Below are 12,744 nucleotides of genomic sequence, written 5' to 3' on the forward strand. Positions count from 1 at the left end.
GATCAAGCAAACGTCTTCACGAAATCGCCGACGATCGACTTCAGCTTGGCAGAAGTGTCGTCGTCGAGCGTCTTGGTGTCGCGGATCGTGGCGAGCACATCGGCGTGATCGCTGCGGACGTGCGACAGGAGCGCGCTCTCGAAACGGGTGACCGCGTCGGTCGGCACGCTGTCGATGAAGCCGTTCACGCCGGCGAAGATCGACACGACCTGCTCCTCGACCGGCATCGGGCTGAATTGCGGCTGCTTGAGCAGCTCGGTCAGCCGGGCGCCGCGGTTGAGCAGGCGCTGGGTCGAGGCGTCGAGGTCGGAGCCGAACTGGGCGAAGGCGGCCATCTCGCGATACTGGGCCAGCTCCAGCTTGATCGAGCCGGCGACCTTCTTCATCGCCTTGGTCTGCGCCGAGGAGCCGACGCGCGACACCGAGAGACCGACGTTGATCGCCGGGCGGATGCCCTGGAAGAACAATTCCGTCTCGAGGAAGATCTGGCCGTCGGTGATCGAGATCACGTTGGTCGGGATGTAGGCGCTGACGTCGCCGGCCTGCGTTTCGATGATCGGCAGCGCGGTCAGCGAGCCGTTGCCATTGTCGTCGTTGAGCTTGGCGGCGCGCTCGAGCAGGCGGCTGTGGAGATAGAAGACGTCGCCCGGATAGGCTTCGCGGCCCGGCGGACGGCGCAGCAGCAGCGACATCTGGCGATAGGCGACGGCCTGCTTGGAGAGATCGTCATAGACGATGACGGCATGCATGCCGTTGTCGCGGAAATATTCGCCCATCGTGCAGCCGGTATAGGGCGCGAGGAACTGGAGCGGCGCCGGCTCCGAGGCGGTGGCGGCGACGACGATGGAATATTCCATCGCGCCATTCTCCTCCAGCGCGCGGACGATCTGGGCGACGGTCGAGCGCTTCTGGCCGACCGCGACATAGATGCAGTAGAGCTTCTGGCTCTCGTCCTTGCCCGAATTGACCTGCTTCTGGTTGATGAAGGTATCGAGCGCGACGGCGGTCTTGCCGGTCTGGCGATCGCCGATGATCAGCTCGCGCTGGCCGCGGCCGACGGGCACGAGCGCGTCGAGCGCCTTGAGGCCGGTCTGCACCGGCTCATGGACCGACTTGCGCGGGATGATGCCCGGCGCCTTCACCTCGACGCGGCGGCGCTCGGTCGCCTCGATCGGGCCCTTGCCGTCGATCGGGTTGCCGAGGCCATCGACGACGCGCCCCAACAGGCCCTTGCCGACGGGAACGTCCACGATCGTCTGGGTGCGCTTGACGGTCGACCCTTCCGTGATCGCGGCGTCCGAGCCGAAGATCACGACGCCGACATTGTCGGCCTCCAGGTTCAGCGCCATGCCCTTGATGCCGCCTTCGAACTCGACCATCTCGCCGGCCTGGACGCTGTCCAGCCCGTGAACGCGGGCGATGCCGTCGCCGACCGACAGCACGGTGCCGACTTCGGAGACCTGGGCCTCGGTGCCGAAATTCGCGATCGAATCGCGAATGACCTTGGAGATTTCAGCGGCGCGGATGTCCATTTCTAGCCTTTCATCGCTTGCGCGAGCGTGTTGAGTTTGGTGCGGATGGAGCCGTCGATCATCTGGCTGCCGACCTTGACGACCAGGCCGCCCAGGATGGCGGGGTCGACGCGCGATTCGACGGCGATGTCGGTGCCGTAGCGGCTCTTCAGATTGGCCTTCAGCGCATCCACCTGGCCCGCATCGAGCGGATAGGCGGAGGTGACTTCGGCGCTGATCTCGCCGCGATGACGGGCGGCGAGGAGATTGAAGGCGCGGATGATCGCGCCGAGCTGGGCGAGGCGCCGGTTGGTCGCCAGCACGCCGAGGAACTTCGCGGTGATGTCGTTCAGCTTCATCGCTTTGGCGGTCGCGGCGGCGGCCTGCACGGTCTCCTGCCGGCCGATCAGCGGGCTGGTCGTCAGCGCCTTGAAATCATCGGATTCGTCGAGCGCCGTGCGCAGCGCGGCGAGATCGGCCGCGACCGCATCGAGCTTGTTCTCATCGCGGGCAAGCTCGAACAATGCGAGGGCGTAACGGCCCGCGAGGCTTGCCTGAATGCCGCCGGAAATATCCACGCGCGTGTCGACTCCTGGATCGGATTTTTGGCCCCGTCGGGTTGTGAGCGCGCGCAGCGCCCCCCGTGGGTCGCGGGCGCCGTAGCAGGGGCTTTGCTGCGATGCAAGGCGGCGCGCTTTGAAAGCAAGCGCCGGGACGCGCGGGGGCGCGGGATCGGGCAGAAAGACGCCCTGACCCAAGGAGATTGAACCTCATGACCTACCGAATCGAAGGGCTGGCGCCGGAGGCTTTCGAGCCGCTGTTCGCGATGAGCGACGAGGCGCTGGCGGCCCGCAGCGCGCGGCGCGTCACGGCGGATTCGCCGACCGGCTATCCATGCCGGATCACGCTGGAGGACGCTCGCGAAGGTGAGACGCTGATTCTTCTGAACCACGTCTCGCACGACGTCGGTAATCCCTATCGCGCGGCTTACGCCATTTACGTGCGCGAAGGTGCCGATGCGTCCGCCGCCTATGTCGACGAGACTCCGCCGGTCTTCGTCGGGCGCCCGATCTCCCTGCGCGGCTTCGATGCCGAAGGGATGCTGCGCGGCGCGCTGCTCGCCCTGCCGGGCGAGGCCGACGCGAAGATCAGGGCGCTGTTCGAGCGGCCGGAGATCGCGACCATTCATGCCCACAATGCCGCGCATGGCTGCTTCGCGGCGCGGATTGAGAGGGATTGAGCGATGGCGACCCTTGCAACCCGCATCGATAGATATAGATCGCCTGCCGTGAACGATCCCGCGCCCATTTCCGACGAAAAGGCCTGGGCGGCCGTGATGGCGCGCGACCGGACGATGGACGGACGCTTCGTCACCGGGGTCCTCTCGACCGGCATCTATTGTCGCCCGTCCTGCGCAGCGCGGCATCCGAAGCGCGAGAATGTCCGCTTCTTCGCGACCGGGGCGGAGGCGCGATCGGCGGGGCTGCGGCCCTGCAAGCGCTGCGCGCCCGACGATGTGAACCGCGAGGAAGCGGCGCTGGCGCGGGCCTATGCGCTTTTCCGCGCTGCCGAGGAGGCGCCTTCGCTGGACGCGCTGGCGGCAGAGGCGGGCTATTCGCCGCATCATTTCCATCGCCTGTTCAAGCGGGCCACGGGCGTGACTCCGGCGGCCTATTACCGGACGCTGCGCGCGCGCCGGGCCGAGGCTGCCTTGGCCGACAATGGCCGGATCACCGACGCGATCTACGATGCCGGTTATTCCGGCCCGGCGCGCTTCTATGCCGAGGCGAAGGGGCGGCTGGGCATGACGCCTTCCGCCTGGCGCGACGGCGGGCGCGGCGCGACGATCCGCTGGGCGACCGCCGAGACCGATCTCGGCACGATGCTGGTCGCGGCGACCGATAAAGGCATCTGTCGCTTGTCCTTCGACGAGGAGGAGGGGGAGTTGCACCGCCGCTTTCCCAATGCCGTCATCGAGCCCGGCGGCGCGGCGCTGGCCGATCTGCTGTGCCGGACGGTCGCGGCGGTGAACGCGCCGGAAAAGCCGCACGACCTGCCGCTCGACGTGCGCGGCACCGCCTTCCAGGAGGCGGTATGGCGCGAATTGACGCGGATTCCGCCGGGCGAGACGCGCACCTATGCCCAGATCGCCGCCGCGGTCGGCAGGCCGAAGGCGGTGCGCGCGGCGGGCAGCGCCAATGGCGACAACGCTGTCGCGGTCCTCATCCCCTGCCACCGCGTCATCCGCACCGACGGCACGCTCGGCGGCTATGCCTATGGGCTGGCGCGCAAGGAAAGGCTGCTGGCGAAGGAGCGAAGCGCCTAGAGTCTGTTTCAGCTTTGCTGAAACAGGAGCGGCGCCGACTCAGCGAGGCTGAAAACGACTCTAGTCGCCCCGCTGATTCTCGCACTGGTAGACCAGCCGCTCGTTCGGCAGGCTGGGCAAAGCGGTGCCGATCTCGCGCTGCTGGTCGGTCAGGATGGCGCGCGCCTCGTCGTCGGCGCCGCAGGATTTGAGATCGACGCCGCGCCGCAAGCCGCGCACCCGCTCCATCTCCACTGCGCCCAGTTGATAGCGATTGACGACATATTCGCCGCGCGCCGGACGGAATTCGAGCACCGAGACGGCCGGCTCGCCGTCCGGCACCAGGATGCGGGTCCAGACATCGCCGGCCCGGGCATATTGCGTGCGGCCGTTGACGCAGCCGCTGTCCGACCATTCCAGCGTCACGTCGTCGGTCGACGACAGCGTGACGCGGCTGCGGTCCGGCACGAGGCGGCACAGATTGCGCCCGGCGAAGCGGCTTTCCGGCGCGGCTTCGGCGCTGTCGCCTTCGCGGGCCGGCGCGGCATCCGCATCGTCACGATTCGGCCTCGCGAGGAAGACGACGATCGCCGCGACGATCAGCAGCCCACCAATGCCGGCCAGGATCGCGGCAGGGCGATTCCGGTTCTTGATCCACAGGACGCCGGCCGCGCCGAACACGATCAGCGCCAGCGCCAGCATCAGCGCGGCGACGGCGAGCCCGGTTTCGCGCGAATCCTGTATCGCCGCGAGCATCTCGGCGCGTTCGTCGCGGGCGCGTTGGGCGGCGGCATCGCGCGCGCGTTCTTCCGCTTCGGCGCGATCGCGATCCTGGCTTAGCCGATCAGCCATGCTGATGCAGGGGCCGGAGGCGGCGGCGAACGGTTGCGCCGCGCCCTGCAGGAAGGCGGTCAGCTCGCGATTGGCCACCGCGAAGGCGAAGGACGCGTCGCCTTCCTGATTGCGGGTGATGAGCGTGTTGACGCCGAGCACCCGGCCGCACGGATCGAGCAGCGGGCCGCCGCTGTTGCCGCGCGCGATATTGGCGGTGTGGAGCAGGGTGGCGATGCCGTTGATCGTGCGCGCGTTGGAGAAGATGCCGGTCGACCGGGTGGGCGGCAGCGGCGTGATATAATCCTGTGCCGACTGGGCGGTGGCGAGATCGACATTGCCCGGATAGCCCAGAGCGGTGACGGCCGCCCCGTCGGCGAGCGGACCGGTATAGAGCGGCAGCGGCGGGAAGCGTCCGCCCTCGGCGATCTCGATCAGGGCGAGATCGCGGGCGGGATCGACGGTGAGGACGCGCGCGCGAAACGCCTGACTACCTTCCGACGGGACCACGCCGACGGCGACGTTCAGCCCCTCCTGCTGCTGCGCCGCCTGCGCCACGACATGGGCGTTGGTGACGATCCGGTTGGGCGCGACCGCGAAGCCGCTGCCATGGCCGAAGCCGACCACCTCGCCATCCTCGAACGCGACCACCACGACCCGCACCACCGAGCGCCCCGCCGCCGAAATATCGTCGGCGCGCGCGGGGGTGGCAAAAGCGAGCAGCATCGCCAGCAGCAGCAGGTAACGACCCATTCGACCTCCGTCGCCGTTTCTAGAGGGGCGTCCTACAGGAAGGAATAGGGATCGACATCCACCGCCACCCGCACGCCGCGCGGGAATTGGAGGGCGCCGAGCCACTCCCGGATAATCTCCTGCACCGGCACGCTGCGCGCGGCGTGGACGAGCAGGCGGTGGCGGTGGCGGCCGCGCAGCATCGCGAGCGGGGCGGGGGCGGGGCCGAAGACGATCATATTGTCCTGCGCCGGCGCGCTTCGGCCGATCAGGCGCGCGGCCTCGGCGGCCTCGGCCTGATCCTCGGACGAGACGATGATCGCCGCCAGGCGGCCGAAGGGCGGCATGCCCGCTTCGCGCCGCGCCGCGGTTTCGGCCGCGTAGAAGCCGTCCGCGTCGCCGCCGATCAGCGCCTGCATGACCGGCGCGGCGGGATCGTGGGTCTGGACGAGGACGCGGCCATGCTTCTCGCCGCGCCCGGCGCGCCCTGACACTTGTTGAATCTGCTGAAAGGTCCGCTCGGCGGCGCGCAGATCGCCGCCCGACAGGCCGAGATCGGCATCGACGACGCCGACCAGGGTCAGGTTCGGGAAATGGTATCCCTTGGTGACGAGCTGGGTGCCGATGACGATGTCGATCTCGCCCGCTTCCATCCGCGCGACGAACTCCGCCGCCTTGGCCGGGGACCAGATCGTGTCGGAGGTGACGATGGCGGTGCGGGCGTCCGGGAAGAGCGCGGCGACCTCGTCGGCGATCCGCTCGACGCCGGGGCCGCAGGCGACCAGGCTGTCCTCCTCGCCGCAATCCGGGCAGGCATGGGGGGCGGGCATGACATGGCCGCAATGGTGACAGGCGAGCCGGTGGGTGAAGCGGTGCTCGACCATCCAGGCGGTGCAGTTCGGGCACTGGAAGCGGTAGCCGCAATGGCGGCACAGGGTGAGCGGGGCATAGCCGCGCCGGTTGAGGAAGAGCAGGCTCTGCTCCTCCGCCGCCAGATTCTCCTCCAGCGCCTTGACCAGCTCCGGCGCGAGCCAGCGCCCGCGCGGGGGCGGATCGGCGAGCAGGTCGAGCGCCGCCATGTCGGGCAGGCGCGCGCCGCCGAAGCGGTCGGGCAGGCGCAATTCGGCATAGGTGCCGCTGTCCACCATATGCCGCGTCTCGATCGCCGGCGTGGCGGAGGCGAGGATGACGGGCGCCTCCTCCAGCTTGGCCCGCATCACCGCCACGTCGCGGGCGTGATACTGGACGCCGTCCTCCTGCTTGAAGCTCGCCTCGTGCGCCTCATCGACGACGATCAGGCCCAGATTGCGATAGGGCAGGAAGAGCGAGGAGCGTGCGCCGACGGTGACCAGCGCCTCGCCGCTGGCGATGGCGCGCCAGGCGCGGCGGCGCTGGGACTGGCGCAGGCCGGAATGCCAGGCGACCGGCTCATGCCCGAAGCGCGCCGCGAAACGCTTCAGGAAGGGCTCGGTCAGCGCGATTTCGGGGAGCAGGACGAGGGTCTGGCGGCCCGCGCGGATCGCCTCCGCGATGGCCTCGAAATAGACCTCGGTCTTGCCCGATCCGGTGACGCCGTCGAGCAGGAAGGGGGCGAAGGCGCGGGCGTCCACCGCCGCGCGCAGGGTCGCGGCGGCGTCGGCCTGCGCGGCCTCCAGCGCGGGCGGATCGTGATCGGGGTCCGGCGCCGGGAAGGGATCGTCGATCGCCACCTCGACCGCCTCGATCGCCCCGGCCTTGACCAGGCCCCTTATCACCCCGTCCGACACGCCGCCGACGATCGCCAGCTCGCGCACCAGCCCCTGCCGCTCGCCGATCCGCTCCAGCGCCTGCGCGCGCTGCGGGGTGAGGCGCTCGGGGATATGGCCGGTCAGGCGATATTCGGTGATCGACCGCGCGCCCTCCAGCGCGCCGGAGGAAGGCAGGGCCATGCGCAGCACGGAGGCGATCGGCGCGAGATAATAATCGGACGTCCATTCGATCAGCCGCCTGAGCGGCGCGCCGAGCGGCGGCAGGTCATAGGCGTGGAGCAGCGGACGCAGCCGATTGTCGCCGACCTCTTCCGCCGGCAGCCGCTCCGGCTCCCACACCACGCCGACGAGCTGGCGCGGCCCCAGCGGCGCGACGACGATCGACCCCGGCGCCACCGCCATGCCCTGCGGCACCCGATAGTCGAGCGGGCCGAGGGCCGAGTTCATCACGATCAGGCGGGCGCGGGACATGGGCGCCCTAGATCGAGTTCCGCGCGGCGAAAGGCAACCGGGGATTGTGTTCGTCGCTTATTAGTGTATTATGTAAGCAATACACATGGAGAATGCCATGAGCTATCGCGCCGCGCGACGCATCCATGTGCTGCTGATGAGCTGGCTGACGCTGGGCTTCGTCACGGCCTGGCTGCCGTTCGTGCGCGGCGCGATGGACGGGGAAAGTTATCAATGGGGCGCGGGCCTGTTCGGCCTGAACTTCGGCGGCGCCGGCATGAGCGGGGATTACTGGTATGCCGCGCTCATGGCGGGAACCGGCGTCGGTCTGCTCTGGTGGGGCTGGCGGCGGCCGAACGGCGCGTTCCGGATCGTGCTGATCGCCTGGCTGGCGCTGATGCTCGCCGACACCATCTACCACGTGGCGACCGCGCCGGAGAGCTATCGCTTCCGGGGCGACACGCTCGGCATCGACGTCTCGCTCGCGCTCGTCGCGCCGGCGGTGAAGGGCGCGGTGCTGGCGCTTGCCTTGTGGTGGTTCCAGTCGGGGCCGGCATTGCCGGTCCCTCCGCTTCGCCGGGCCAATGCCACGCTGATCGCGATGGCGGTGGCGCTGCTGCCGCTGCAATATGCGTTGCTGAGCCGCGGTCAGGGGCAGGAGACGGCGGATGTCGTCGGCGTCCTGCTCACGATGGCGGGCTGGGCGATCTTCAGCGCCGGGCTCGGCCTGTGGCGCAATCCAGCCACGCAGCCGCTGCCCGCGCGAGCGATCTAGGTTGCCGTCCGGGGAAGCGTTCGGTTAGGCGGTTCGGGAACCTCCCGCAGGAAGCCCGAATCATGAAATTCTTCGTCGATACCGCCGACACCGCCGACATCCGCGACCTGGCCGAGACCGGGCTGCTCGACGGCGTCACCACCAATCCCTCGCTGATCCACAAGGCGGGGCGCGATTTCCTCGAAGTGGTGAAGGAGATTTGCGGGATCGTCGAAGGCCCCGTCTCCGCCGAGGTGGTGGCGACCGAGCATGACGCGATGATGCGCGAGGCCGAGATATTGCGGAAGATCGCCGACAATATCGCGGTCAAGGTGCCGCTCACCGTCGACGGGCTCAAGACGTGCAAGAAGCTGACGAGCGACGGCACGATGGTGAACGTCACGCTCTGCTTCTCGGCCAATCAGGCGCTGCTCGCGGCCAAGGCCGGGGCGACCTTCGTGTCGCCCTTCGTCGGGCGGCACGACGATGTCGGCTATCCGGGCATGGAACTGATCGCCGATATCCGGCTGATCTACGACAATTACGATTTCGCGACCGAGATCCTGGTCGCCAGCGTGCGCAACCCGATCCACGTCCACGATGCCGCCAAGCTTGGCGCCGACGTGATGACCGCGCCGCCGGCGGTGATCCGGCAATTGTTCAAGCACCCACTCACCGACAACGGCCTTAAGGCGTTCCTCGCCGACTGGGAGAAGACCGGCCAGAAGATCGGCTGATCTGGAGCCGGACACCTAAGCCGGGTCGAGCAGCCCCAGCCGGCGGAAGCTCGACCAGCCGCCGCGCGAGATGATGATATGGTCGTGGACGCAGATGCCCATGATCCGCGCCGCCTCGACGATCCGGCGCGTCGCCTCGACATCGCCCTTGCTCGGCTGATGATTGCCGGACGGATGATTGTGGACCAGCAGGATGCCGGTCGCGCCGACCTCCAGCGCCCTCTTGACGATCTCGCGCGGATAGGAGGGTGCTTCGCCGACCGTGCCGTCCCAGACGAGATCGTCCGCCATCAGCTCGTTCTGCGAGGTGAGGAACAGGGCGCGGAACCGCTCGGTGAGCAGGTTCGCCATGTCGGCGCGCAGATAGTCGAGCAATTGTTGCGAGGTCGTGATCACCGGGCGCTCGGCGAGCGGCAGGCGCAGGCAGTGGAGCAATGCGTCCTGCACCCGGTCGAGATAGCGCGCGGCCGCGCGGCCGATCAGGCGGGCGCGGGCGGCGGAATTGGCGGCGAGCGCGTCCGGCAGCGAGCCGTATTCGGCGATCAGCCGGTCGGCCCAGGCCCCGGCCCGGTCGGGCCAGGCGGGGCGAAAAAGGGCGTCCAGGAGGAATCGGCACCGGTCCGTTTCAGCCGCCGCCGGTGGGCGAACGTTCCCGCCGCGATCAGCGCGAGGATCGGGTAGCTCCACATCGAAAGCACGACCGCATAGGCCCACGGAATCACGAGCGGGCGCAACATCATCGCCAGATGGCCCAGCAGCCCGAGCCCGAGCAGGGCGGCGACCCAGATCGGCCAATATCTGTTCGCGCGCAGCGCGAGCGCTGTGAACGCGCAGAAGGCGGCGACATCGACCGCAAAGATCCCGAACTCGACGTCCTGAAAGCGTCCGGCCGCGGACGACACCAGCCCGTAGCTCAGGACCGCATTGGCAGCCACGATTCCCATCCCGATACGTTCGGGCGCGGCTCCCCGGATGAAGGCGTAGGCGCAGCATAGGATCAGCAGGACCAGATAATGGATGTTGACGCCCATGCCCTGACCGGACCACGCGGCGCGGGCCCGGTCAAGGCACGCCCCCTCAGGCGACCGCGCGCAGCGGCGCGGCGGCGACGGCTTCGGGATCGAGCCCGGGCGGCTTGGGGATCAAATCCCCGCCATTCACCTCGCGAAGCCCGATCTGGGCCCGCGCCGCGTCGAGCGACTGGTGCGTCTCGACGATATGGCGCCGCGCCCGCACCAGCATGACAAAGGTCTCGGCCGCCTTGTCGAGCGCGTCCTGCCCGATCATCGCGGGCAGGCGGGCTTCGCCCCGCGCCTCCGGCATCGAGGCGTTGAGCTCGGCGGCGCGGGTCAATGCGGCGTCGATGGCGTTTTCGAGCGCGAAGAGGCGGTCCGCGACCTTCTGTGCGACCGCCTGGCGTGTCCTTGGCATGATTCCCCCCTTCCGCGCGGCACGGCATGGCCGGCCGACGCGGTTCGCTGTCGGTTGTCGTTTCCGCTTTGCTGCCGACTATCGACCGAGCCGGGACAGCGCCTCGAACCCGGCGACGAACAGGCCGAAAGCGAGGGCGATCAGCAGGATCAACGCGAAGATCCAGGCCAGGCGCCAGGCCGGACCGAGCTCGCTCGGGCGTCTCCCGCCGACCGGGAGGGGAAAGGGGAGGGAGGCGGGCGGTGGCGGCGCCGAAAAGCTGCCCGGATGGGCCATGTCTTCGTGCACCGCGCCGCCGATCGCCGCTTCCCGCCGATCCCCGGTCGATGCGTCCAGTTTCTCCGGATCGACGCCCGCCGCAATGTCCGACGGCTGGTATACCAATGGCTGGGCCGCATCCGCCTCATATTCGGCGAGCATCCGCGCCGCGGCGCGGCGGTCGCCGACGCCGAGCGTGCGCATCGCCGCCTTGATATACTGATCGACGGTGCCGGGCTCGACGTTGAGGCGCGGCGCGATCTCCTTGGACGAGAGGTGCGCGTAGACGAGGCGCAGGCATGCGCGCTGCTTGTCGGTCAAGCGGGCCAGGCGTTCGCGGTCCATCGGTGCGGCACTTATCGCCCGGTTCGCCGCGCCGACTCAACCCCCGCGCGCCGGCTTTTCCTTTTGCCCATCGCTTCTTAACCATATTGGGGTTAGGCTGGCGCTCATGGGACGGGTGATCAGTTTCGAGGATCGGGCGGTCGCGACCCTGCGGGCGCGCGTCGCGGCGGCGGAGGAGGCCAATCAGGACCTCATCGCCTTCGCGCGCGGCCATTCCGGCGCCGTCGCCTCGATCCACGAAGCCGTGCTCGCCGCGATCGAGGCCGAGGGGCTCGACCACCTGATCCACATCGTGACGCAGGAATGGCCGCAGATACTGGGCCTGGACGCCGTCGCCATGGCGCTGTGGGCGGGCGAGACGGGCGTGCGCGCCGACGCCTCGGGCCTGCAATTCGTCGATCCGCGCCTGCTGCAGCGTTCGGTCGGCGATCTCGACGGCGTGCTGCTGCGCGGCGTCGAGCGCGGCCATCCTTTGTTCGGCCCGGCCTGCGAGCTGATCCGCGCCGAAGCGCTGGTCCGCCTCGCCAGCGAACCGCCCTTGCCCTCCGGCCTGCTCGCGCTCGGCCAGCGCGGACCGCAATGTTTCGAAACGCCGCACGGCTCGGAACTGCTGCTGTTTCTCGGGCGGGTGCTGACCCGCTGCATGGGCCGGTGGCTGATCCCCTGAAATGAGCCGGGTGAATGATGCCCCGCATCATTCAGCCCTGTCCGGGGGACAGGGCGGCCCGGTTCATCATCCTGCGTCGGCGCTGGTGCTGCGCTGGCACGAGCATCTGTCCCGCGAGCGCCGCCGGTCCGAGCATAGTGTGCGCGCCTATGTGGCGACGGCGCACCGGCTGATCGCTTTCCTTGCCGAGCATCTGGGCGATGTCGTGAACGCCGACGCGCTGTTGACGCTGAAGCCGGCGGACCTGCGCGCCTATCTGACGCGCCGGCGCGCGACAGGGCTGTCCAACAGCTCGGCCGCGCGCGAGCTTTCCGCGGTGCGCGGCTTTCTCGTCTTTGCCGCGAGCGAAACCGGGCGCGAGGCGAATGTGCCGCGCCTCAAGGGGCCGAAGCGGCCGCGCAGCGTGCCCCGGCCCATTTCGCCGGACGAAGCGGTGTCGCTGGCGGAGCAGGCGGAAGAGGATGCGCAAACGCCCTGGATCGCGGCGCGCGATCAGGCGGTGCTGATGCTGCTCTACGGCTCCGGCCTGCGCGTCGCTGAGGCGCTCGCGCTGACCGGCGCGGCGCTGCCGCTGGGCGAGGCGCTCAGCGTGACCGGCAAGCGCAACAAGACGCGGATCGTGCCCTTGCTGCCGCAGGTGAAGGAACTGATCGAAGCCTATCTCGCGCTTTGCCCGTGGCGGGCGGAGAAAGACGCGCCGCTCTTCCGGGGTGCGAGGGGAGGGCCGCTGAGGGGCGAGATCGTGCGGCGCGCCGTCAGGCGGGCGCGGGCGACGCTGGGGCTTTCGGAACGCACCACGCCACACGCGCTGCGCCACAGCTTCGCAACCCATTTACTGGGGCGCGGCGCCGATCTGCGCGCGCTGCAGGAACTGCTGGGCCATGCCAGCCTGTCGTCGACGCAGATCTACACGGCAGTGGATGCCGCGCATCTGATGGACGTCTATCGCCACGCCCATCCGCGCGCCTGAGCGGA

General features: G+C 69.1%; 13 protein-coding genes. 6 read left to right on the forward strand and 7 right to left on the reverse strand.

Annotated features, from left to right (window positions below):
* Positions 1–2: 2 nt before the first annotated feature.
* Entirely contained in the window at positions 3–1,532 is a 1,530-nt protein-coding gene (gene atpA, locus KF780_06525; GenBank protein ID MBX3561453.1) for a F0F1 ATP synthase subunit alpha, read from the reverse strand.
* Positions 1,533–1,534: 2 nt separating this feature from the next.
* Positions 1,535–2,089 carry a F0F1 ATP synthase subunit delta gene (locus tag KF780_06530; GenBank protein ID MBX3561454.1) on the reverse strand — a complete coding sequence of 185 codons (555 nt, stop codon included), beginning with the start codon at positions 2,087–2,089 and terminating at the stop codon, positions 1,535–1,537.
* A gap of 194 nt (positions 2,090–2,283) precedes the next feature.
* Here KF780_06530 and KF780_06535 point away from each other — a divergent pair, with 194 nt between their 5' ends.
* Positions 2,284–2,751, forward strand: coding sequence for a DUF1203 domain-containing protein (locus KF780_06535; GenBank protein ID MBX3561455.1), 468 nt, complete (start codon positions 2,284–2,286; stop codon positions 2,749–2,751).
* A 3-nt stretch (positions 2,752–2,754) separates the two neighbouring features.
* Entirely contained in the window at positions 2,755–3,837 is a 1,083-nt protein-coding gene (gene ada, locus KF780_06540; GenBank protein MBX3561456.1) for a bifunctional DNA-binding transcriptional regulator/O6-methylguanine-DNA methyltransferase Ada, read from the forward strand.
* A gap of 60 nt (positions 3,838–3,897) precedes the next feature.
* Here ada and KF780_06545 read toward each other — a convergent pair whose 3' ends face one another.
* Positions 3,898–5,400, reverse strand: a complete 1,503-nt coding sequence (locus KF780_06545; protein ID MBX3561457.1) for a trypsin-like peptidase domain-containing protein — start codon at positions 5,398–5,400, stop codon at positions 3,898–3,900.
* Between the two features lie 32 nt (positions 5,401–5,432).
* Positions 5,433–7,598 carry a primosomal protein N' gene (locus KF780_06550; protein MBX3561458.1) on the reverse strand — a complete coding sequence of 722 codons (2,166 nt, stop codon included), beginning with the start codon at positions 7,596–7,598 and terminating at the stop codon, positions 5,433–5,435.
* 97 nt (positions 7,599–7,695) lie between these two features.
* Between KF780_06550 and KF780_06555 the strand changes: the two genes are divergently transcribed.
* Together KF780_06555 and fsa are read left to right on the forward strand one after the other, a co-directional pair.
* Positions 7,696–8,352, forward strand: coding sequence for a hypothetical protein (locus KF780_06555; protein ID MBX3561459.1), 657 nt, complete (start codon positions 7,696–7,698; stop codon positions 8,350–8,352).
* 62 nt (positions 8,353–8,414) lie between these two features.
* Positions 8,415–9,068 carry a fructose-6-phosphate aldolase gene (fsa, locus tag KF780_06560; protein MBX3561460.1) on the forward strand — a complete coding sequence of 218 codons (654 nt, stop codon included), beginning with the start codon at positions 8,415–8,417 and terminating at the stop codon, positions 9,066–9,068.
* Positions 9,069–9,083: 15 nt separating this feature from the next.
* Here fsa and radC read toward each other — a convergent pair whose 3' ends face one another.
* The 3 genes from radC to KF780_06575 all read right to left on the reverse strand — a co-directional run bounded on the left by radC (position 9,084) and on the right by KF780_06575 (position 11,102).
* A complete protein-coding gene (gene radC, locus KF780_06565; GenBank protein MBX3561461.1) occupies positions 9,084–9,755 on the reverse strand; it encodes a DNA repair protein RadC in 672 nt (223 codons plus the stop codon).
* A 390-nt stretch (positions 9,756–10,145) separates the two neighbouring features.
* Positions 10,146–10,499, reverse strand: coding sequence for a hypothetical protein (locus KF780_06570; protein ID MBX3561462.1), 354 nt, complete (start codon positions 10,497–10,499; stop codon positions 10,146–10,148).
* A gap of 78 nt (positions 10,500–10,577) precedes the next feature.
* Positions 10,578–11,102, reverse strand: a complete 525-nt coding sequence (locus tag KF780_06575; GenBank protein MBX3561463.1) for a helix-turn-helix transcriptional regulator — start codon at positions 11,100–11,102, stop codon at positions 10,578–10,580.
* Positions 11,103–11,208: 106 nt separating this feature from the next.
* Between KF780_06575 and KF780_06580 the strand changes: the two genes are divergently transcribed.
* Together KF780_06580 and KF780_06585 are read left to right on the forward strand one after the other, a co-directional pair.
* Complete coding sequence (locus KF780_06580) at positions 11,209–11,769, forward strand: DUF484 family protein (GenBank protein ID MBX3561464.1); 561 nt, start codon at positions 11,209–11,211, stop codon at positions 11,767–11,769.
* Between the two features lies 1 nt (position 11,770).
* Entirely contained in the window at positions 11,771–12,739 is a 969-nt protein-coding gene (locus KF780_06585; protein ID MBX3561465.1) for a tyrosine recombinase XerC, read from the forward strand.
* Positions 12,740–12,744 lie beyond the last annotated feature (5 nt).

Origin of the sequence: Sphingomonas sp., assembly GCA_019635535.1 — a bacterium.
Classification (GTDB): domain Bacteria; phylum Pseudomonadota; class Alphaproteobacteria; order Sphingomonadales; family Sphingomonadaceae; genus Allosphingosinicella.